This is a genomic window from Pseudomonas sp. TE50-2 (assembly GCF_040813665.1).
GTDB lineage: Bacteria > Pseudomonadota > Gammaproteobacteria > Pseudomonadales > Pseudomonadaceae > Aquipseudomonas > Aquipseudomonas soli.
In genome coordinates this window covers 3,393,855-3,415,754 of record NZ_JBFNXN010000001.1, presented here as the reverse complement: position 1 = coordinate 3,415,754, position 21,900 = coordinate 3,393,855, and the positions used below count along the sequence as shown (strand labels likewise).

17 protein-coding genes are annotated in these 21,900 nt (G+C 65.7%); 10 read left to right on the top strand and 7 right to left on the bottom strand.

Translation table 11 applies throughout. From position 1 onward, the window contains the following. Positions 1 to 94 precede the first annotated feature (94 nt). The 9 genes from AAHK21_RS15650 to AAHK21_RS15610 are packed head-to-tail and all read left to right on the top strand — an operon-like array spanning position 95 to position 8,662. On the top strand, positions 95 to 700 hold the full coding sequence (locus tag AAHK21_RS15650; RefSeq protein ID WP_367857718.1) for an outer membrane lipoprotein carrier protein LolA: 606 nt from the start codon (positions 95 to 97) through the stop codon (positions 698 to 700). Further along, entirely contained in the window at positions 690 to 3,011 is a 2,322-nt protein-coding gene (locus AAHK21_RS15645; protein ID WP_367857717.1) for an MMPL family transporter, read from the top strand. The genes AAHK21_RS15650 and AAHK21_RS15645 overlap by 11 nt, the downstream gene beginning before the upstream one ends. Continuing rightward, a complete protein-coding gene (locus AAHK21_RS15640; RefSeq protein ID WP_367857715.1) occupies positions 3,008 to 3,748 on the top strand; it encodes a class I SAM-dependent methyltransferase in 741 nt (246 codons plus the stop codon). The genes AAHK21_RS15645 and AAHK21_RS15640 overlap by 4 nt, the downstream gene beginning before the upstream one ends. Continuing rightward, the gene (locus AAHK21_RS15635) at positions 3,745 to 4,230 is read left to right on the top strand and encodes a hypothetical protein (protein WP_367857714.1); all 486 of its coding nucleotides are present in this window, start codon (positions 3,745 to 3,747) and stop codon (positions 4,228 to 4,230) included. The genes AAHK21_RS15640 and AAHK21_RS15635 overlap by 4 nt, the downstream gene beginning before the upstream one ends. Continuing rightward, positions 4,227 to 5,420, top strand: a complete 1,194-nt coding sequence (locus AAHK21_RS15630) for a beta-ketoacyl-[acyl-carrier-protein] synthase family protein (protein WP_367857713.1) — start codon at positions 4,227 to 4,229, stop codon at positions 5,418 to 5,420. Before AAHK21_RS15635 ends, AAHK21_RS15630 begins: the two co-directional genes overlap by 4 nt. Then, entirely contained in the window at positions 5,417 to 5,887 is a 471-nt protein-coding gene (locus tag AAHK21_RS15625; RefSeq protein ID WP_367857712.1) for a hotdog family protein, read from the top strand. The genes AAHK21_RS15630 and AAHK21_RS15625 overlap by 4 nt, the downstream gene beginning before the upstream one ends. Continuing rightward, positions 5,880 to 6,608, top strand: coding sequence for a 3-oxoacyl-ACP reductase FabG (gene fabG, locus AAHK21_RS15620; protein ID WP_367857711.1), 729 nt, complete (start codon positions 5,880 to 5,882; stop codon positions 6,606 to 6,608). The genes AAHK21_RS15625 and fabG overlap by 8 nt, the downstream gene beginning before the upstream one ends. Beyond that, positions 6,608 to 7,834, top strand: a complete 1,227-nt coding sequence (locus AAHK21_RS15615; protein ID WP_367857710.1) for a beta-ketoacyl-ACP synthase — start codon at positions 6,608 to 6,610, stop codon at positions 7,832 to 7,834. The genes fabG and AAHK21_RS15615 overlap by 1 nt, the downstream gene beginning before the upstream one ends. 24 nt (positions 7,835 to 7,858) lie before the next feature. Beyond that, positions 7,859 to 8,662: a hypothetical protein gene (locus AAHK21_RS15610; RefSeq protein ID WP_367857709.1), complete on the top strand. Its 804-nt coding sequence runs from the start codon at positions 7,859 to 7,861 to the stop codon at positions 8,660 to 8,662. 3 nt (positions 8,663 to 8,665) lie between these two features. Here AAHK21_RS15610 and AAHK21_RS15605 read toward each other — a convergent pair whose 3' ends face one another. Further along, on the bottom strand, positions 8,666 to 9,568 hold the full coding sequence (locus AAHK21_RS15605; protein WP_367857708.1) for a LysR substrate-binding domain-containing protein: 903 nt from the start codon (positions 9,566 to 9,568) through the stop codon (positions 8,666 to 8,668). A 113-nt stretch (positions 9,569 to 9,681) separates the two neighbouring features. On the opposite strand from AAHK21_RS15605, the gene AAHK21_RS15600 reads away from it, so the two are divergent. Further along, complete coding sequence (locus AAHK21_RS15600; protein WP_367857707.1) at positions 9,682 to 10,923, top strand: MFS transporter; 1,242 nt, start codon at positions 9,682 to 9,684, stop codon at positions 10,921 to 10,923. A gap of 98 nt (positions 10,924 to 11,021) precedes the next feature. Here the strand turns inward: AAHK21_RS15600 and AAHK21_RS15595 are convergent, their stop codons facing one another. The 6 genes from AAHK21_RS15595 to aroB all read right to left on the bottom strand — a co-directional run bounded on the left by AAHK21_RS15595 (position 11,022) and on the right by aroB (position 21,881). After that, on the bottom strand, positions 11,022 to 11,369 hold the full coding sequence (locus AAHK21_RS15595) for a YgiW/YdeI family stress tolerance OB fold protein (protein ID WP_046853850.1): 348 nt from the start codon (positions 11,367 to 11,369) through the stop codon (positions 11,022 to 11,024). A gap of 115 nt (positions 11,370 to 11,484) precedes the next feature. After that, positions 11,485 to 12,549 (bottom strand): uroporphyrinogen decarboxylase, encoded by a 1,065-nt coding sequence (gene hemE, locus AAHK21_RS15590; RefSeq protein ID WP_367857706.1) that lies wholly within the window; start codon positions 12,547 to 12,549, stop codon positions 11,485 to 11,487. Between the two features lie 230 nt (positions 12,550 to 12,779). Further along, positions 12,780 to 14,198: an FAD-dependent oxidoreductase gene (locus tag AAHK21_RS15585; protein ID WP_046853848.1), complete on the bottom strand. Its 1,419-nt coding sequence runs from the start codon at positions 14,196 to 14,198 to the stop codon at positions 12,780 to 12,782. Positions 14,199 to 14,321: 123 nt separating this feature from the next. Beyond that, a complete protein-coding gene (gene gltB, locus AAHK21_RS15580; protein ID WP_367857705.1) occupies positions 14,322 to 18,767 on the bottom strand; it encodes a glutamate synthase large subunit in 4,446 nt (1,481 codons plus the stop codon). A 375-nt stretch (positions 18,768 to 19,142) separates the two neighbouring features. Continuing rightward, positions 19,143 to 20,768, bottom strand: coding sequence for an AAA family ATPase (locus AAHK21_RS15575; RefSeq protein WP_367857704.1), 1,626 nt, complete (start codon positions 20,766 to 20,768; stop codon positions 19,143 to 19,145). Positions 20,769 to 20,783: 15 nt separating this feature from the next. Beyond that, entirely contained in the window at positions 20,784 to 21,881 is a 1,098-nt protein-coding gene (gene aroB / locus AAHK21_RS15570; protein ID WP_023631794.1) for a 3-dehydroquinate synthase, read from the bottom strand. Positions 21,882 to 21,900: the final 19 nt, after the last annotated feature.

Sequence of the window (21,900 nt, the reverse complement as noted above, 5' to 3'; positions counted from 1 at the left end):
TCGCCTGTTCTGGCCTCATCGCCGGCAAGCCGGCTCCCACAGGAGTAGGGACCTGCAAGGCTGCTCGGCTCCTGTGGGAGCCGGCTTGCCGGCGATGGGCCGCAAAGCGGCCCGCCTGCTCATCGCGCTCGGCCTGCTACTCGTCTGCCCGCTGACCCTGGCCTTCACCCTCGACGACCTGCAAAAGCAGCTCAGCCAGCCCGCCGTGGTCAAGGGCCCGTTCATCCAGGAAAAACACCTGCGCGCCCTGCCCCAGCCGCTGCTGAGCAAAGGCCGCTTCGTCCTCGCCCGTGACCACGGCCTGCTGTGGCTGCTGGACACCCCGTTGCGCCAGGACTACCGCATCGACGCCCAGGGCATCGCCCGGCGCGACCCCAGCGGCTGGCAAACCCTGCCCAGTCGGAGCGCCGGCGCCGAGCAGAACCGCCTGTTCTTCGCCGTGCTGCAGGGCGACAGCAGCGGCCTGCAACGCGACTTCGAACTGGCCCTGTCTGGCGACGCCGGGCATTGGCAACTGCGCCTGACGCCCCGCTCGCTGCTGCTCAAGCAGGTGTTCACGCGCATCGACATCGCCGGTGGCCAGTACGTGGAACGCATCGAGCTCAGCGAGACCCAGGGCGACAGTACCGTGCTGCGCATGCCTGCCAGCACCGCCGCAACGGCCCTGAACGACACGGAGCGCAGCGATTTTGCCGACTGAACGCCTGCTGCCGCGCCTGTTCCTCGGGCTGCTGCTGGTGATGCTGGCCATCGCCGGCTGGCAGTGGCACCGCGGCGCACCGCTGTCGGCCGACCTGATGACCCTGGTGCCCGGCGCTTCCCAGGACCCGCTGGTCTTGCGGGCCGAACAGCGCATGCAGGAGCCGCTCAACCGCGAAATGCTGGTGCTGGTCGGCCACCCCGAGCGTGAGCAGGCCCTGGCCCTTGCCGATCGCCTGGCCGCGCAATGGCAAGGCAGCGGCCTGTTCGAAAAGGTGCAATGGAGCCTGCAAACCGACCTGTCGGCATTGCGCGCGCAACTGCTGCAAGGCCGCCTGTCCCTGCTCTCGGCGAACGACCGCGAGCAGTTGAGCACGCAACCCCAGGCCTTCATCGAGCAGCGCGTGCAAAGCCTGTTCGACCCCTTCGCTGGTTTCAGCCTGGTGCCCAGCCAGGACGACTGGCTGGGCCTGACCGGGCGCATCCAGAACAGCCAGCCGATGCCGGTCAACGTGCAGCTCGACACCGCCAGCGGCGCATTGGTCGCCGAGGCCGACGGCCAGCAGTGGGTATTGCTGCGGGCACGCACCCAGGGCAACGCCTTCGACATGCACCTGCCGTTGCAGGTGGCCGAGCTGCTCGCCGCCAGCCGCCTCGACGCCGACCAGCACGGCGCCCGGCTGCTGGCTGCCAGCGGCCTGCTGTACGCCGCCGCCGGCCAGCAGCAGGCCAGCCGCGAGATCACCTGGGTGGGCGGGGGCGCCACCCTGGGCATCCTGCTGCTGTTGCTGTTGGCCTTCCGCCGCTGGCGCGTGCTGCTGGCCTTCGTGCCGGTGCTGGTGGGCATGATGTTCGGCGCAGTGGTGTGCGTGGCGCTGTTCGGGCAGATGCACGTGATGACCCTGGTGCTGGGGTCGAGCCTGATCGGCGTGGCGGTGGACTACCCGCTGCATTACCTGTCCAAGAGCTGGAGCCTCAAGCCCTGGCACAGCTGGCCGGCCCTGCGCCTCACGCTGCCTGGGCTGAGCCTGAGCCTGGCGACCAGCGCCATCGGCTACCTGGCCCTGGCGTTCACGCCGTTCCCGGCGCTGACCCAGATCGCCGCGTTTTCCGCCGCCGGGCTGCTTGGCGCCTACCTCAGCGCGGTATGCCTGCTGCCAGCACTGCTCGCGGGCGTCGAGCTGCGCCCGGCGCAGTGGCCGCTGCGCATCGCACAAACCCTGACCACGCTACGTGAACGCCTGCTGGCCAGGGTCCCGAGCGCGGTGCTGTTGATTCTGGTGCTGCTGTTCTGCGCCGCCGGCCTGTGGCGCCTGGAGACTCGCAACGACATCCGCCAGTGGGTCGGCAGCCCGCCGCAGTTGCTGCAAGAGGCCCAGGCCGTGGCGCGCATCACCGGCTACCAGCCCACCAGCCAGTTCTACCTGGTGCGCGGCAACGACCCGCAGCAACTGCTCGAACGCCTGCAGGCGCTGAGCGGCAAGCTGGGCGAACTGGTCGAGCTGGGCAAACTCAAGGGCTACATGAGCCTCAGCCAACTGGTCGCCAGCCCTGCTGAACAGGTGCACCTGCAACAGTCCCTCGGCCAGTTGCAGGCGCACTGGCAGCCCTTGGTCGCCCTTGGCGTGCCCGCGACTGGCCTGGATAACGAACTCAAGCACCTGCAACAGCTGCCACTGCAAAGCATCGACGACGTGCTGGCCGGCCCACTGGGCGAAGCCTGGCGGCCCTTGTGGCTGGGCCAGGACGGCGACGGCGTGGCCGCCATCGTCAGCCTGCAAGGCCTGGGCGACACCGCCTTGCTGCGCCTGCAGACCGATGACCTGCCCGGCGTGCAACTGGTCGACCGCCTGGGCGAGCTGAACCAACTGTTCGCCGCCACCCAGCTCAGCGCCGCCGAGCTCAAGCTCTTGTCATGCCTGCTGATCGTGGTGCTGCTGGTGCTGCCGTTCGGCCTGCGCGGCGCCCTGCGCATCGTCGCCCTGCCGCTGCTGGCGGCACTGTGCAGCCTGGCCAGCCTCGGCTGGCTGGGCCAGCCGCTGACCCTGTTCAGCCTGTTCGGCCTGCTGCTGGTAACGGCGATCAGCGTCGATTACGCGATCCTCATGCACGAGCGCATCGGCGGCGCCGCCGTGAGCCTGCTGGGCACCCTGCTGGCGGCAGTGACCACCTGGCTGTCGTTCGGCCTGCTGGCGCTGTCGAGCACCCCGACGGTCAGCAATTTCGGCCTGGCGGTAAGCCTGGGCCTGGCTTTCAGTTTCCTGCTGGCCCCTTGGGCCGCCACCCGCGAAGGAGCGCATCCACCGCCATGAACAGCAGCATGTCCAAGGCCTTTTACAGCGACACCTATGTCGAGGAGACCCGTTTCGGTTTCTGGTTCCTGCGCAGCCACACCTGGCAGCACCATGTGCTGCGGGTGGCGATCAACGACCTGCGTCAGCTGTTCGACGGCAACCCGCCGGCCGCGCCGGTGCTGCTGGATGTTGGCTGCGGCCAGGGCAAGTCGTTCCGCCACCTGCACCAGGTGTTCGCGCCTTCGCGCCTGCTGGGCACCGACGCCGACCCGCACAGCCTGGCGCTCAGCGCCGCCGAGGCCGAGCGCCTGGGCATCAGCGTGGAGCTGCACGGCAGCGACTGCGCCGCGCTGCCATACGCCGACGCCAGCGTCGATATCCTGTTCTGCCACCAGACCTTCCACCACCTGGTGGAGCAGGAAAAGGCCCTGGCCGAATTCCATCGCGTGCTCAAGCCAGGCGGCTACCTGCTGTTCGCCGAGTCCACCGAGGCGTATATCGACACCTGGGTGATCCGTTGGCTGTTCCGCCACCCGATGCACGTGCAAAAGAGCGCCGAGGGCTACCTGCAGATGCTCAGCGCCCAAGGCTTCGCGTTCAGCGCGCAAAATGTCTCGTACCCGTACCTGTGGTGGAGCCGCGCCAAGGACTTCGGCCTGCTCGAACGCTTCGGGTTGCGCAAACCACCACCCATCGGGCAACGCGAAGAGACCTTGCTCAACGTGGTGGCGCGCAAACCGCTGGAGACACCATGAAAGTCCTGCTGGCCATGTTCTGCTGCCTGCTGCTCGGCGCCTGCGCCGCACGGCCGCCCTTGCCTGAGCAAACGCCCGCGCTGGAACTGCCACGCCAGTTGCACGTCGAACGGGAACAGGCCGGGCAACGCCAGGACTGGCTGCTGGTGATCCAGCGCGAAGACACCCGCCTGCGCTGGTCGCTGCTCGATCTGCTGGGCATTCCCCAGGCCCGCCAGCTACTCGATGGCCAGCAGTGGCAGGCCGACGGACTGCTGCCGCCGAACCCGGCGGCGCGCGAGCTGTTCGCCGCCATGCTGTTCGCCCTGACCCCGGCGCAGCAATTGCCACAGGCTTACCCCCAGGCCCACCAGCAGGATGAGCGACGCTGGCTCGGCGAGCGCTGGCAAGTACGCTACCAGGGCGCCGATACCTTTACCTTGAACCTGGGCCAAGGGCTGCGTTATCACGTCAGCCCCTTGCCCGCCGAGAACACCCCATGAGCGCCTATCTCAATGCCCTGGGCCTGGTCTGTGCCCTCGGCCACGGCCAGGCCGATGTGGCCCGCAAGCTGTTTGCCGGCGACTGTTCGGGCATGCTTTCGCAAGCAGGCTGGGTGCCCGGGCGCAGCCTGCCGGTGGGCGCCGTCACCACCCCGCTGCCCGCGCTGCCGCTGGCGGAACACCACAGCCGCAACAACCAGCTGCTGTACAGCGCCGCGCTGCAGATCGAGCCGGCTATCCGCGAGGCGATTGCGCGCCACGGCGCCCATCGGGTCGGCGTGGTGCTGGGCACCAGCACCTCAGGGATCGCCGAAGCCAGCGACGGCATTGCCCACTACCTGCGCGAGCAGCATTTTCCCGAAGGCTACCGTTACGCCCAGCAAGAGCTCAGCGCCCCGGCCAACTTCCTCGCCGACTGGCTGCAACTGAGCGGCCCGGCCTACGTGATTTCCACCGCCTGCACCTCCAGCGCCCGGGCGCTGATGAGCGCGCGCCGCCTGCTCGACCTGGGGCTGTGCGACGCAGTGCTGTGCGGCGGCGTCGACAGCCTGTGCGGCCTGACCCTCAACGGTTTCAGCGCCCTTGAGGCCGTCAGCGACGCGCGCTGCAACCCGTTTTCGCTCAACCGCGCCGGCATCAATATCGGCGAAGGCGCGGCCGTGTTGCTGATGACCCGCGAGGCCAACCCACAAGGCCCGCGCATCGCCCTGCTGGGCGCTGGCGCCAGTTCCGACGCGCACCATATCTCGGCGCCGGAGCCTACCGGCAAAGGTGCCTTGCAGGCCATGGGCAAAGCCTTGGACAATGCCGGCCTTGTGCCCGCGCAGATCGGCTACCTGAACCTGCACGGCACCGCCACCGTGCACAATGACGCCATGGAAGCCCTGGCCGTGCACAGCCTGTTCGGCGCCGGCCTGGCCTGTTCATCAACCAAGTCCATGACCGGCCACACCCTCGGCGCCGCCGGTGCGCTGGAAGCGGCGTTCTGCTGGCTGGCCCTGAGCGGGCACAACCCGCAGGGCCTGCTGCCGCCGCATGTCTGGGATGGCCAACAGGACCCGGCCTTGCCGGCCCTGGCGTTGGTCGATGGCAGCCAGCGACTGACAACGGAACGCCCGCGTTACCTGATGAGCAACTCGTTCGCCTTTGGCGGCAACAATGTCAGCCTGATTCTCGGAGACACCCCATGATCCCCTGGCCCTTGGCCGAGCTGCTGCCCCATGCCGGTGACATGATCCTCATCGAGCAGATCGACAGCTGCGACGACGAGCAGATCCACACCCGTACCACGGTGCGCCCAGGCGGCCTGTTCAACCGTGCCGACGGCAGCCTGCCGGCCTGGCTGGGCCTGGAGCTGATGGCCCAGAGCGTGGCCGCCTTTGCCGGCTGTCGCGCCCGCCGCCAGGGCCTGCCGGTGGAGCTGGGCTTTCTGCTGGGCACGCGCAAGTTCGAATGCGCCGTCGAGCACTTCCCCGCCGGCACCGAACTGCTGATCCACGCGCAGCGCTCGCTGGAAGACGACAACGGCATGGGCGTGTTCGAATGCCACCTGCGCGGCCCCGGCATCCATGCCACGGCCCGCCTGAATGTGTACCGCCCGCCACAGCCCGACCGCTACCTGGCCGAAGCCGGCCCAGAGGAACCGCACCATGACTGACAGCATTCTCGTTACCGGCTCCAGCCGTGGCATCGGCCGCGCCGTTGCCCTGCGCCTGGCGCGGGCCGGCTTCGACCTGGTGCTGCACTGCCGCAGTGGCCGGGCCGAGGCCGATGCCGTGGCGGAGGAAGTACGCGCGCTTGGCCAACAGGCCCGGGTGCTGCAGTTCGACGTGGCCGACCGCGCCCGCTGCAAGGCGGTGCTGGAAGCCGATGTCGAAGCCAATGGCGCTTACTACGGCGTGGTGTGCAATGCCGGGCTGACCCGCGACGGCGCCTTCCCGGCGCTGACCGACGACGACTGGGACCAGGTGATGCGCACCAACCTCGACGGGTTCTACAACGTCCTGCATCCGCTGACGATGCCGATGATCCGCCGCCGCGCGCCGGGGCGTATCGTCTGCATCACCTCGGTGTCGGGGCTGATCGGCAACCGCGGCCAGGTCAACTACAGCGCTTCCAAGGCCGGCCTGATCGGTGCCGCCAAGGCCCTGGCGATCGAGCTGGGCAAGCGCCGCATCACGGTCAACTGCGTGGCCCCCGGGCTGATCGACACGGCCATGCTCGACGAAAACGTACCGGTCGATGAACTGCTGAAGATGATCCCGGCCGGGCGCATGGGCACCCCGGAAGAAGTGGCCGGCGCGGTGAATTTCCTGATGTCGCCCGAGGCGGCCTATATCACCCGCCAGGTGCTGGCGGTCAACGGAGGGCTGTGCTGATGCGCCGCGTCGTGGTCACCGGCATGGCCGGCATTACCGCCCTGGGCAACGACTGGGCGAGCATCGCCGCACAGTTCGCGGCGGGGCGCAGCGGCATCCGCCGCATGGACGAGTGGGACCGCTACAGCGAACTCAACACCCGCCTGGCCGGCCCCATCGATGACTTCCAGGTACCTGCGCACTGGACCCGCAAGCAACTGCGCAGCATGGGCCGGGTGTCGCGCCTGGCGGTGGCCGCCGCCGAGCGGGCGCTGGCCGATGCCGGGTTGCTCGACGACCCGAGCATCCGCGACGGGCGCATGGGCGTGGCCTGTGGCTCGTCCACCGGCAGCACCGACGAGATCAAGACCTTCGGCAACATGCTGCTCAACTCCACCTCGGACGGCCTCAACGCCAACTCTTACGTACGCATGATGCCGCACACCACGGCGGCCAATATCAGCATCTACTTCGGCCTGACCGGGCGGCTGATCCCCACTTCCAGCGCCTGCACCAGCGGCAGCCAGGGCGTCGGCTATGCCTATGAAGCGATCAAGTTCGGGCGCCTGCCGCTGATGCTCGCCGGCGGCGCCGAAGAGCTGTGCCCCACCGAGGCCATGGTGTTCGACGCGCTCTATGCCACCAGCCTTAAGAACGACACCCCGCACCTGAGCCCACGCCCCTACGACCTCGACCGCGACGGCCTGGTGATCGGCGAGGGCGGCGGCATGCTGGTGCTCGAAGAATTGGAACACGCCCTGGCCCGTGGCGCGCGGATTTACGCCGAGGTGGTGGGCTTTGGCAGCAATGCCGACGGCCAGCACATTACCCGGCCCGAGCAGGCGACCATGCGCCGGGCCATGGAGCTGGCGCTGGAAGACGCAGGCCTGGCGCCCGAGGCCATCGGTTATGTGAATGGCCATGGCACCGCCACCGAGCAGGGCGATATCGCCGAGACCCGGGCCACCAGCAGCCTGTTCGGGCCGCGCATGCCGATCAGCTCGCAGAAGAGCTACCTGGGCCACACCCTGGGTGCCTGCGGCGCCCTCGAGTCCTGGTTCAGCATCGAGATGATGAACCGCGAGCAGTACGCCCCCACGCTCAACCTCGATAACGTCGACCCGCAATGCGGCGAGCTCGACTACCTGCAAGGCGCCTTCCGCGCCATGAGTCACGAATACGTGATGAACAACAACTTCGCCTTCGGCGGCGTCAACACCTCGTTGATCTTCCGCCGCTGGCCCTGACCTGCAAAACCACGGAGTAAAGGAATGTCCCGGACTCACCGCATCCTCGCCTTGCTGGCACTGGCCCTGGTCTTCACCGGGTGCACCAGCAAGCCGGTGTACAACGCCAAGGAAGACTTCGCCAAGGACCTCAATTTCACCGACGACCAGATGAAACGCGCCATCGTCACCGCGCTCAACGACCGCCAGTGGATCGTGCAGTCGGTGCGCCCGGGCATGGTCAAGGCGGCCATCACCGTACGCGGCCGCCACCACGCCGAGGTCGACATCCCCTTCAGCCCTACCGAGTTCCAGATCGTCTACCGCAGCAGCTGGGGCCTTGACTACAAGGACGGCAAGATCCACGGCAACTACAACCGCTGGGTCAACCGCCTGCGCGACAACGTGCTCAAGGAGCTGTCGTTCAACCCGGACATCGAAGCGGTGAACAACCTGGGCATCATCAACCAGGGCGTCGACGGGCCGACCTACCTGAGCTTCCGCGAAGGCGTGAAGCGCGCCACCGAGGCAGGCCTGCTCGACGGCAGCGTGACCTTCTACCTGGCCGGTGAGGCCCTGCCGACTTCGGTGCGCACCCTGCGTACGGTGAGCAGCAGCCGCAAGACCAACGGCAGCAACAAGTCCGACAGCGAGGCCTGTTACTGGGCCCTGCAATCGGCCTTGGCAACGATGCAGCGCGCGGCCCAGGAGGCCGACGCCAACGCCGTGGTGAACATCGCCAGCGTCGACCAGCGCTCGCTGTACAAGGACTCAGAGAAGTTCCAGTGCCGCGCCGGCACCTTCGTCAGCGCCGTGGCGCTGCGCGGCGAACTGGCCCACGTTGACTGACCCTCAGGCGGGCGGCGTGACCGGCTGCCCGCCCAGCAAGGCGGCGAAGGCCCGCGCCATCGCCGAGCCTTCGCCGCAGCGCCGCACCAGCCACACGGCGGTGTCGGCGCCCTCGTCCAGCAGGGTGCGGTAGACCACTCCGTCGATGCGCATGCGCTGGAACGACGCTGGCAGCACCGATACCCCCAACCCCGCCGACACCAGGCCAATGATGGTCATCGCCTCCCCCGCCTCCTGGGCGAAGTGCGGGCTGAAACCGGCCTGGCGCGCCAGGCTCAGCAACTGGGCATGCAAGCCGCTGCCATAGCTGCGCGGGAAGAACACGAACGGCTCGGTGGCCAGGGCCTGCATGTACAGCCCCTGCTCGCTGCCTTCGGCCAACGGGTGCGAGGCATTGATCACTGCTACCAGCGGCTCGCGCAGTAACTCGTTGACCACCAGCCCTTGCGGCAAGGGCATTGGCCGCATCAGGCCAACTTCGATGGACTCGTCGAGCACCGCTTCGGCAACGTCGCGGCTGCTCATCTCCTTGAGATTCAGGTGCACTGCCGGGAACTGCTGACGGAACGCGTGCAGTGCCTTAGGCAGCTTCGACGTGAAGGGTGCCGAAGAGGTGAAGCCGATCTTCAACTCCCCCAGTTCCCCCAATTGCGCACGCCGGGCCACGTCGGCAGCCTTTTCCACCTGGGCCAGGACTTGCCGGGCCTCGTCGAGGAACAACCGCCCGGCCTCGCTGAGCTCGACCCGGCGGTTGGTGCGCTCGAACAACCGTGCGCCCAGCTCCTGCTCCAAGGCCTGGATCTGCTGGCTCAGCGGCGGTTGCGAGATGCCCAGTTGCTGGGCGGCGCGGCCGAAGTGCAGCTCTTCGGCCACAGCGATGAAATAACGCAGGTGACGCAGCTCCATGGCCGGCTCCGAACAGGTCGTTAAAGGTCTTAAACAGGTCGAACAATATATTGGATCTAATCATTAGCCAGCTATATGATTTTTCCATCGCAACGCCCCGAGGTACCGCTCCCGTGAGATCCGCCGTCGCCCCCCTGCCCGTCGAACCCGAACCTGCCTTCAACGACATCTGGATCGAGAAAGGCACGCCCGCCTTCATGAAAACCGTGCTGGCGCTGTTCAGCGGCGGCTTTGCCACCTTCGCCCTGCTGTACTGCGTGCAGCCCATGATGCCGCTGCTGTCGCAGGAGTTCGCCATCAACGCCGCGCAGAGCAGCCTGGTGCTGTCGGTGTCCACCGCCATGCTCGCGGTCGGCCTGCTGATCACCGGCCCCATTTCCGACCGTATCGGCCGCAAGCCGGTGATGGTCTTCGCCTTGCTGTGCGCGGCGCTGTCGACCCTGGCCAGCGCGGTGATGCCGAGCTGGGAGCTGGTGCTGGCCACGCGGGCACTGGTGGGCCTGTCTCTGAGCGGCCTGGCCGCGGTGGCGATGACCTACCTGAGCGAAGAGATCCACCCGCAGCACATCGGCCTGGCCATGGGGCTGTATATCGGCGGCAATGCCATCGGCGGCATGAGCGGGCGCCTGATCACCGGCGTGTTGATCGACTTCGTCAGCTGGCACACGGCGATGCTGGTGATCGGCGGCCTGGCCCTGGTGGCGGCCGTGGTGTTCTGGAAGGTGCTGCCCGAATCGCGCAACTTCCGGGCCCAGTCATTGAAACCCCGCAGCTTGCTGGACGGTTTCGTCATGCACTTCAAGGATGCCGGGCTGCCCTGGCTGTTCCTTGAGGCCTTCCTGCTGATGGGCGCCTTCGTCACCCTGTTCAACTACATTGGCTATCGCCTGCTCGCCGGGCCCTACCATATGAACCAGGCGCTGGTCGGACTGCTGTCGGTGGTGTACCTGTCGGGGATCTACAGCTCTGCGCAGGTCGGCGCGCTGGCCGACAAGCTCGGGCGGCGCAAGGTGTTCTGGGCCAGTATCCTGGTCATGGCCGGCGGCCTGCTCATGACATTGGCCAACCCGCTGGCCATGATCATTCTCGGCATGCTGGTGTTCACCTTCGGCTTCTTTGGCGCGCATTCGGTGGCCAGCAGCTGGATCGGCCGCCGGGCGCTGAAGGCCAAGGGGCAGGCTTCTTCGCTGTACCTGTTCAGCTATTACGCGGGGTCGAGTGTGGCCGGGACGGCGGGCGGGGTATTCTGGCACCAGTGGGGCTGGAACGGTATCGGGCTGTTCATCGGCAGCCTGTTGGCGGTGGCGTTGCTGGTGGCGGTGCATTTGAGCAGGTTGGCGCCGAAGACTACCTGAGTGCGGCTGCTTTGCAGCCCAATCGCCGCGGTTCGTCGCCACGACAAGCCGACTCCCACAACCTTGGGAGCCGGCTTACAGGCGATGAGGCCTTTGGATCAGTTGATGATCTCGACGATATCCACATCCACCTCACGGCTCATCAGGTGCTTTTCCACCTCGCCGGTCAGCTTGACCTTGGTCTTGTCGTTGAACGGCGTCGCTGGCAGGTCTTCATCGTCGATCTCGACGGTGATGGTGCCGGTGTTGTCCTTGAACTCGTACTTGTCGTCGTTGTTGATCTTCTTGGTCACGTAGCCTTGCAGCACCACCGGGGTGTCGTCGGCGGCATCATTGGCGGCAGCCACCGTGGTCACGGACTGGGCACCGGGGCCGGTGTAGCCGGCGGCCAGGGCGGCGGTGCTGAACAGTGGGGCGAGGATCAGGGGCAGGTAACGGGCTTTCATGGTGATCGGGTCCTGTTTGCGTTTTGATGCCACCAGATTACCGACGATCGCTGAATTGAAACTTAATACAACAAAAAGCCCGGCACTTGGCCGGGCTTCTTGCGTTGCACACCGGTTACTGGTGGTACTGCGCCGAAAGCTCGTGCACGGCGTTGATGAATACGCCGGCGTGCTCCGGATCGACTTCCGGGGTGATGCCATGGCCCAGGTTGAACACGTGGCCGCTGCCCTTGCCGTAGCTGGCCAGGATGCGCGCGACTTCCTTGCGGATGGCCGCAGGGTTGGCATACAGCACGGTCGGGTCCATGTTGCCCTGCAACGCGACCTTGTCACCGACGCGGCGGCGGGCGTCGCCGATTTCGCAGGTCCAGTCCAGGCCCAGGGCGTCGGCACCGGCATCGGCGATGCTTTCCAGCCACAGGCCGCCGTTCTTGGTGAACAGGATGACGGGCACCTTGCGCCCTTCATGCTCGCGGATCAGGCCGCTGACGATCTTGCGCATGTAGGCCAGGGAGAACTCCTGGTAGGCCGCCGCCGACAGGTTGCCACCCCAGGTATCGAAGATCTGCACCGCCTGGGCGCCCGCCTGGATCTGCCCGTTGAGATAGCTGGTGACCGACTGCGCCAGCTTGTCCAGCAGCAGGTGCAGGGCCTGCGGGTTGTCATAGGCCATGGCCTTGATCTTGCGGAAGTCCTTGGACGAACCACCTTCCACCATGTAGGTGGCCAGGGTCCATGGGCTGCCGGAGAAGCCGATCAGCGGCACGCGGCCGTTGAGCTCGCGGCGGATGGTGCTGACCGCGTCCATCACGTAGCCCAGGTCCTTCTGCGGGTCGGGGATCGGCAACGCTTCGATGTCGGCCAGGGTGCTGATGACTTTCTTGAAGCGCGGGCCTTCGCCGGTCTCGAAGTACAGGCCCTGGCCCATGGCGTCAGGGATGGTGAGGATGTCCGAGAACAGGATCGCCGCGTCCAGCGGGTAGCGGTCCAGCGGCTGCAGGGTGACCTCGCAGGCGAACTGCGGGTTCATGCACAGGCTCATGAAGTCGCCGGCCTTGGCGCGGCTGGCGCGATACTCCGGGAGGTAGCGGCCGGCCTGGCGCATCATCCATACCGGGGTGACATCTACAGGTTGCTTGAGCAGTGCACGCAGGAAACGATCGTTCTTCAGGGCAGTCATGTCGGCATCCGGAAAAAAAGTGCGGGCATTTTCTCAGACGCGGACGCAAAAGGCACGGCCATGGCCATGCGTTTTGTCTATCAGGTGCCATGGATCAAGCATTTTTGTATACAAAACGAGGTCCTGGGGTTGCATCTGATGGCCTCATCGCCGGCAACCCGGCTCCCACAGGGTAAGGCACTGCCTTTGTGGGAGCCGGCTTGCCGGCGATGAGGCCGGTTCAGGCAACATCAGACTTCGAGGTAATCCAGAATGCCTTCGGCTGCGGTACGCCCTTCGAAGATCGCCGTCACCACCAGATCCGAACCCCGCACCATGTCGCCACCGGCAAACACTTTCGGGTTGCTGGTCTGGTGCTTGAACTTGCCCTTCTCCGGGGCCACCACGCGACCCTGGCTGTCCATCTGGATACCGAACTGCTCGAACCACGGCGCCGGGCTCGGGCGGAAGCCGAAGGCGATCACCACGGCGTCGGCCGGCAGGATCTCCTCGGAGCCCGGGATTGGCTCGGGGCTGCGGCGACCACGGGCATCCGGCTCGCCGAGACGGGTCTCGACCACCTTCACGCCCTCGACCTTGTCCTCGCCGACGATGGCGATGGGCTGGCGGTTGTAGAGGAACTTCACGCCCTCTTCCTTGGCGTTCTTCACCTCTTTGCGCGAACCCGGCATGTTGGCCTCGTCACGGCGATAGGCACAGGTCACCGACTTGGCGCCCTGGCGGATCGAGGTGCGGTTGCAGTCCATCGCGGTGTCGCCACCGCCAAGTACCACGACCTTCTTGCCCTGCATGTCGACGAAGTCTTCCGGCGACTTTTCAAAGCCCAGGTTGCGGTTGACGTTGGCGATAAGGAAGTCCAGCGCGTCATGCACGCCCGGCAAGTCCTCGCCGGGGAAGCCGCCCTTCATGTAGGTATAGGTGCCCATGCCCATGAACACTGCGTCGTACTCGGCGAGCAGTTGCTCCATGGTGATGTCGCGGCCCACCTCAGTGTTCAGGCGGAACTCGATGCCCATGCCGGTGAAGACTTCGCGGCGATTGCTCAGCACGGTCTTTTCCAGCTTGAACTCGGGGATGCCGAAAGTCAGCAGACCACCAATCTCGGGGTTGCGGTCGAACACCACCGGGGTCACGCCGGCACGTACCAGCACATCGGCGCAGCCCAGGCCGGCCGGGCCGGCGCCGATGATGGCGACACGCTTGCCGGTCGGTTTGACCTTGGACATGTCCGGGCGCCAGCCCATGGCGAAGGCGGTGTCGGTGATGTACTTCTCCACCGAGCCGATGGTTACCGCGCCGAAGCCGTCGTTCAAGGTGCAGGCACCCTCGCACAGGCGGTCCTGCGGGCACACGCGGCCACAGACTTCCGGCAGGGTGTTGGTCTGGTGCGACAGCTCTGCCGCAGCAAGGATGTTGCCCTCGGAAACCAGCTTCAACCAGTTGGGAATGAAGTTATGTACCGGGCACTTCCACTCGCAATACGGGTTACCGCAGCCCAGGCAGCGGTGCGCCTGCTCCACGGACTGCTGCGGCTTGAAGGGTTCGTAGATCTCGACGAACTCCTTCTTGCGCTGGCGCAGCAGCTTTTTCTTGGGGTCTTTGCGCCCCACTTCGATGAACTGGAAGTCGTTGCTCAGACGTTCAGCCATTTTTCAAAACCTCTTAACAGCAGCTGCAAGCTACAAGCTGCAAGCCGCAAGACGATCACTTAAGCCGGGCAAACCTCGAAGCGCATTTACTTGCAGCTTGAGGCTTGCCACTTGCAGCTGTTCTTACTGCGGGTTGGCACGGGTGCTGGACAACAGGTGCTTGAGGTTGGCCGCCTTCGGCTTGACCAGCCAGAAGCGCCGCACATAGTCGTCCAGGTTCTCCGAGAGCTCACGCCCCCACTCGCTGCCGGTCTCTTCCACGTACTCGCCCAGGACCCGCGCCAGGTGGCTGCGGTAGGCTTCCATCGCCTCACCACTGATACGCTGGATTTCCACCAGCTCGTGGTTGAGTTTGTCGAAGAAGCTGTTGTCCATGTCGAGCACGTAGGCAAAGCCGCCAGTCATGCCAGAACCGAAGTTGTAACCGGTCTTGCCCAGCACGCAGACAAAGCCGCCGGTCATGTATTCACAGCAGTGATCGCCGGTGCCCTCGACCACAGCGTGGGCGCCGGAGTTACGTACAGCGAAGCGCTCGCCCGCGGTGCCTGCGGCGAACAGCTTGCCGCCGGTGGCGCCATACAGGCAGGTGTTGCCGACGATGGCGCTGTGCTGGGTTTCGAACGGGCTTCCGGCCGGTGGCACGATGGTCACCTTGCCCCCGGTCATGCCCTTGCCGACGTAGTCGTTGGCGTCGCCTTCCAGGTGCAGGTTCAAGCCGCCGGCGTTCCACACGCCAAAGCTCTGGCCCGCAGTGCCCTTGAAGCGGAAGGTGATCGGCGCGGCGGCCATGCCCTGGTTGCCGTGCAGCCTGGCGATTTCGCCAGAGATGCGCGCACCGATGGAACGGTCGCAGTTGCAGATGTCCATGGCGAATTCGCCACCAGCCATGTCGCGGATCGCCGGCAGGGCCATGGCGACCATCTTCTCGGCCAGTTCACCCTGGTCGAACGGCGGGTTCTTGTCCACTTGGCAGAACTGCGGCTTGTCGGCCGGGATGTGCGAGCTGCCCAGCAGCGGCGTCAGGTCGAGGTGGCCCTGGCGCTCGGTGTCGCCCGGCAACACGTCGAGCAGGTCGGTACGGCCGATCAGCTCGCCCAGGCTGCGCACGCCCAGCTTGGCCAGCCACTCGCGGGTCTCTTCAGCGACGAAGGTGAAGAAGTTGATCACCATGTCGACGGTGCCGATGTAGTGGTCCTTGCGCAGCTTGTCGTTCTGGGTGGCCACGCCGGTGGCGCAGTTGTTCAGGTGGCAGATGCGCAGGTACTTGCAGCCCAGGGCGATCATCGGCGCGGTGCCGAAGCCGAAGCTCTCGGCGCCGAGGATCGCGGCCTTGATCACGTCCAGGCCGGTTTTAAGGCCGCCGTCGGTCTGCACCCGTACCTTGCCGCGCAGGTCGTTGCCGCGCAGGGTCTGGTGGGTTTCGGCCAGGCCCAGTTCCCACGGAGCGCCGGCGTACTTGATCGAGGTCAGCGGCGAAGCGCCGGTGCCGCCGTCGTAGCCGGAAATGGTGATCAGGTCGGCATAGGCCTTGGCCACGCCGGCGGCGATGGTACCCACGCCGGCTTCGGCAACCAGCTTGACCGAAACCAGGGCCTGCGGGTTGACCTGCTTGAGGTCGTAGATCAGCTGGGCCAGGTCTTCGATCGAGTAGATGTCGTGGTGCGGCGGTGGCGAAATCAGGGTCACGCCCGGTACCGCGTAGCGCAGCCTGGCGATCAGGCCGTTGACCTTGCCGCCCGGCAGCTGGCCGCCCTCGCCGGGTTTGGCGCCCTGAGCGACCTTGATCTGCAGCACTTCGGCATTGACCAGGTATTCCGGGGTCACGCCAAAGCGGCCGGTGGCCACCTGCTTGATCTTCGAGCTTTTGACGGTGCCATAGCGGGCCGGGTCTTCACCGCCCTCGCCGGAGTTGGAGCGCGCACCCAGGCGGTTCATCGCCTCGGCCAAGGCTTCGTGCGCCTCTGGCGACAGTGCACCCAGGGAGATACCAGCGGAGTCGAAGCGCTTGAGGATCGCGTCCAGTGGCTCGATTTCATCCAACGGCAGGGCCTGGTCGGCCACCTTCACTTTCAGCAGGTCGCGGATCATCGACACCGGACGCTGGTCGACCAGCGTGGTGTACTCCTTGAACTTGGCGTAGTCGCCCTGCTGCACGGCGGCCTGCAGGGTGTTGACCACGTCCGGGTTGTAGGCATGGTATTCGCCACCATGGACGAACTTGAGCAGCCCACCTTGCTGGATCGGCTTGCGCGCGCTCCAGGCTTCGGCGGCGAGCAGCTTCTGGTCGCTCTCCAGGTCTTCGAAACGCGCACCCTTGATGCGGCTCGACACACCCTTGAAGCTCAGGCCAACCACTTCCTCGGACAGGCCGATGGCTTCGAACAGCTGCGCGCCACGGTAAGAGGTGATGGTGGAGATGCCCATCTTCGACAGGATCTTCAGCAGGCCCTTGGAGATGCCCTTGCGGTAGTACTTGAACACTTCGTCCAGATCACCCAGCACTTCGCCGGTGCGGATCAGGTCGGCCAGCACTTCGTAGGCCAGGTACGGATAGACAGCCGAAGCACCGAAGCCCAGCAGCACGGCGAAGTGGTGCGGGTCGCGGGCAGTGGCGGTCTCGACCAGGATGTTGCTGTCGCAGCGCAGCCCTTGTTCGGTCAGACGATGGTGTACTGCGCCTACGGCCAGCGAGGCGTGTACCGGCAGCTTGCCCGGGGCAATGTAGCGGTCGCTGAGCACCAGTTGGGTCTTGCCGCCGCGCACCGCTTCTTCGGCCTGGTCGGCGATATTGCGGATGGCCGCTTCAAGGCCGAGGCTTTGCTCATAGTTGAGGTCGATCAGCTGGCGGTCGAAGCCTTCGCGCTCCAGGTTCATCAGCGAACGCCACTTGGCGGGCGAGATGACCGGCGAGCTGAGGATCACCCGCGAGGCATGCTCGGGGGACTCCTGGAAGATGTTGCGCTCGGCGCCCAGGCAGATTTCCAGGGACATCACGATCGCTTCGCGCAGCGGGTCGATCGGCGGGTTGGTCACCTGGGCGAACTGCTGGCGGAAGAAATCGTACGGCGAACGCACGCGCTGGGACAGCACGGCCATCGGCGTGTCGTCGCCCATCGAACCGACCGCTTCCTGGCCCTGCTCGCCGAGCGGGCGCAGCACCTGGTCACGCTCCTCGAAGGTGACCTGGAACATCTTCATGTACTGCTTGAGCTGGTCAGCGTCGTAGCTGGCCACGCCCTGGTCGTCGCTCAGGGTCGCCTGGATGCGCGTGGCGTGCTGGCGCAACCAGCGCTTGTAAGGGTGACGCGACTTCAGGCGGTTGTCGATGGCGTCGGTGTCGAGGATCTGACCGGTCTCGGTATCGACAGCCAGGATCTGACCTGGGCCAACACGGCCCTTGGCCAGGACTTCCTCAGGCTGATAGCCCCACACGCCGATTTCCGAGGCGATGGTGATGTAGCCATTGGTGGTGGTCACCCAGCGCGCCGGGCGCAGGCCGTTGCGGTCGAGCAGGCACACCGCGTGGCGGCCTTCGGTCATGACGATACCGGCCGGGCCATCCCACGGTTCCATGTGCATGGAGTTGTATTCGTAGAAGGCGCGCAGGTCGGCGTCCATGGTCTCGACGTTCTGCCAGGCTGGCGGTACCAGCATGCGCACGCCGCGGAACAGGTCGATGCCACCAGTGACCATCAGCTCGAGCATGTTGTCCATGCTGGATGAGTCGGAACCGACGCGGTTGACCAGCGGGCCGAGCTCTTCGAGGTCGGGGATCAGGTCGTTGGCGAACTTGGTGCGACGGGCCATGGCCCAGTTGCGGTTGCCGGTGATGGTGTTGATCTCGCCGTTGTGGGCGAGGAAGCGGAAGGGCTGCGCCAACGGCCACTTCGGCAGGGTGTTGGTGGAAAAGCGCTGGTGGAACACGCAGATTGCGGTCTGCAGACGCTCGTCACCCAGGTCCGGATAGAACGCCGCGAGATCGCGCGGCATCATCAGGCCTTTGTAGATGATGGTCTTGTGCGAGAAGCTGCAGATGTAGTGGTCGGCGTCGTGGGCGTTGGCCACGGACGAACGGCGACGGGCACTGAACAGCTTGATGGCGAATTCCTGATCGCTCAGGCCTTCGCCGCCGATGAACACCTGCTCGATCTGCGGCAGGCGCTCCAGTGCCAGGCGGCCAAGGACGCTGGTATCGATCGGCACCTTGCGCCAACCCACCAGCTTGAGGCCGGCGTTGACGATCTCGCGATCCATGTTGGCGCGGGCAGCTTCGGCTTTGACCGGGTCCTGGTTGAAGAACACCATGCCGACGGCGTACTGCCTGGGCAGCTCGACGGCGAAGTGCTCCTGGGCCACGGCGCGCAGGAATTGATCGGGCTTCTGCATGAGCAGACCGCAACCGTCGCCGGTCTTGCCGTCGGCGTTGATGCCGCCGCGGTGGGTCATGCAGGTCAGCGCCTGCATGGCGGTTTGCAGAAGGTGGTGACTCGGCTCGCCCGTCATATGGGCGATCAGGCCGAAACCACAGTTGTCCTTGAATTCTTCGGGATGGTACAGACCTGTTTTCATAGACACTTTCTCACCAGGTTCACCTCTCAACCGGAGGCAAATCTCTTTTTTAACAACCACTTACCATCCACGCCGATCAAATGCCAGCTTTTTTGCGGTGGCCATGGAAAACCATTGTTGCACAGCGACAGCGACGGCCACAAATTTTCATGTCTCACCATTGAAAATTTATGTCGCAATTTTGAATGTTTTTAAGTCGTGCGCCGTGATAGCGGCTTGACTGGAGTCTGAAGCGTTTCAGCCAGGACTGCAAGAAAGGGCTTGTGGCCGGCAGTCTGGGACAGAAAAGCCTGCCGCGCTCGGGCGCAGCAGGCTAGTTGAAAGCTAGAAAGTCGCTCAGCAACTGGGCGGCGGGGTGATGCCGCCCGGAAGGTATCAGCGGGCCGTGGCCAGCTCTTGTTGGACGCTGCCCACGGTACGTGGCCAAGGTTTACCAGCCTGGACCTTGGCTGGCAAGTTCTTGATTGCCGCAGCGGCGGCGTCGCGGCTGGCGAAGTTGCCGTAGGTCACCACATACAACGGCTTGCCCTGCAGGTTTTTCCTGAAGTAGCGATAGTCGCCACCCTGCGCCTTGACGAACGACTGCGCCGACGCCTCGGAACTGGTGCCGAAGATCTGCACCACGTAGTTACCGGGCTTCTGGCCCGCGTACCAGCTGCTGTTGCCGGCGCCGCCGGCAGCCGGTTTCTCGGCAGGTTTGGCTGCGGGCTTGGCGCTCGCGACCTGGGTCGGGGCCGGGACTGGCTTGGCAGGTGCAACCGGTTTTGCCGGTTGGGTTGCTACAGGTTTTGTCGCAGGCGCAACCGGCTGTACCGGAGCGCTGGTCACCGGCTGGGCCGGGGCCGGCGCAGGGCTGGCGGTGGCACCTTGCGGCGGCGCGATGGTGGTCACGGTCGGCGGCACGGCAGCCGATGGCGTGGCTGGCTGCAGCGCAGTGTTGTCGGCCGGCCCGCCGTCTTCACCTTCACCCATGCCAGCGGCCTGGGCCAGCGGTTCGCGCATCACCGGCTGCGACTGACCGACCAGCGGCAACGGCATCGGCTGCGAGGAGCCGGAGAACTCGATGGCGGGCGCGCCGCCGTTGCCGCCCTGGCCCAAGGGCAGTTGGGCCTGGGCAGCGGGGGGCGCGTCGGCCGGGGCCTTGTCGCCTTTCTTGGGCATCAGGACCGCAGCGCCAACGGCGACCACGACCACTGCGGACAACGCGAGCACGTGTTTCTTAGGCATTTTGAACCCCATGGATGGTCGCTTGACCGTGGTACGGCTGGCGATCATGGCTTCGATCAAGGTATCGCGGGCGACCTGGTTGATGTTCCCAGGCCAGCCGTCGGAGTTTTCGTGGATGTCGACGATCTGCTCGGCGGTGAACACCTCGATGCCCCGGCCAGCACCCTCCAGGCGCTGCTCCAGGTACTCGCGGGTTTCTTCCTCGCTGTACGGGGCCAGTTCAATGACGTGGAATCGCTCGCCATCGGCATTGAGCTCATCCAACCCGGCGATCAGCGAAGGCTCGCCGAACAGGAACACGTGCGGGCGCCCTTCAGCTACGCCTGCCGCCAACTCCAGCAACGCTTGGAGTGCCGACTCGTCCAGTTGTTCCGCATCGTCCACCAGCAGATAGACTTCCTGGCCGGTCAGCGCCAGTTGCACCACCTGCGACAGGATCGCCTGCACTTCCGGCTGCGCCACGCCCAGCGACTGTGCCACCTGGCCGAGCACGCTGGCCGCGTCGCTGGCGCCACGGGCGGATACCACCACGCTTTGCACCGACTGCTTGTTGGTGCTGGCCACCAGTGCCTGGCGCAGCAGGGTCTTGCCGCTACCCACAGGGCCGGTGACCGCCAGCATCAGCTGGCTGTAGCGCGCCAGGTGATGCAGCTGGCCAAGCACTGGTTTGCGCTGGGCGGGGAAGAACTTGAAACCGGGCACCCGGGGTGCGAACGGATCGTGGCTCAGCTGGTAATGATCGAGAAACGCCTCATCGGCATGCAGACTGGTCATTGCGTTGTCACAACCTCAAAGCTGGGCCACGATCGCGCGGTAATCCGCCGCCAGCGTGGCCTGAAGAATCTCTGTCGAATAGTCGTCGGTGACGACGGCCTCGCCCAGCTGGCGCAGCAGCACCAGGCGCAGGCGCCCGTCGAGCACTTTCTTGTCGACCGCCATGTGCTCCATGAAATGCGCCGGGGTCATTTCCTGTGGTGGCACCACCGGCAATCCTGCGTCCTGCAGCAGGCGAATTCCGCGATCACGCGCCGGCTGGTCGATCCAGCCCAGGCGCATGGACATTTCCAGGGCCATGACCGTGCCGGCCGCCACGGCTTCGCCGTGCAGCCAGACGCCATAACCCATGTGTGTTTCGATGGCATGGCCGAATGTGTGGCCAAGGTTGAGCGTGGCACGCACGCCCGATTCGCGCTCATCAGCGCCAACCACGGCGGCCTTGGCCGCGCAGGAGCGACGGATGGCCTCGGTCAGGGCGACGGAGTCCAGGGCACGCAGCGCCTGCATATTGTCTTCGAGCCAGGCAAGGAATGGCTTGTCGCAGATCAGGCCGTACTTGATGACCTCGGCCAGACCGGCGGACAGCTCACGCGCGGGCAAGGTTTTCAGGCTGGTGGTGTCGATCAGCACCGCGTTGGGCTGGTAGAAGGCACCGACCATGTTCTTGCCCAGCGGGTGGTTGATGCCAGTCTTGCCGCCCACCGAGGAGTCCACCTGGGACAGCAGCGTGGTCGGCACCTGGATGAAATCGACCCCACGCTGGTAGCAGGCTGCGGCAAAGCCGGCCATGTCACCGATCACGCCGCCACCGAGGGCGACCACGGTGGTGCGCCGGTCATGACGCGCGGTCAGCAGGGCATCGAAGATCAGTTGCAGGGTTTCCCAGTTCTTGTGGGCCTCGCCGTCGGGCAACACCACCGGCAGCACCGAGTAGGCACCCAGGGTCTTGCTCAGGCGTTCGAGGTACAGGGGCGCGACGGTCTCGTTGGAGACGATGGCGACCTGCCGGCCGGCAATGTGCGGCGCCAGCAGCTCGGGCTGGTCAAGCAGGCCTTCGCCAATGTAGATCGGGTAGCTACGCTCGCCCAGGTCGACCTTAAGTGTCTGCATGTATCCCCACAATGTACTT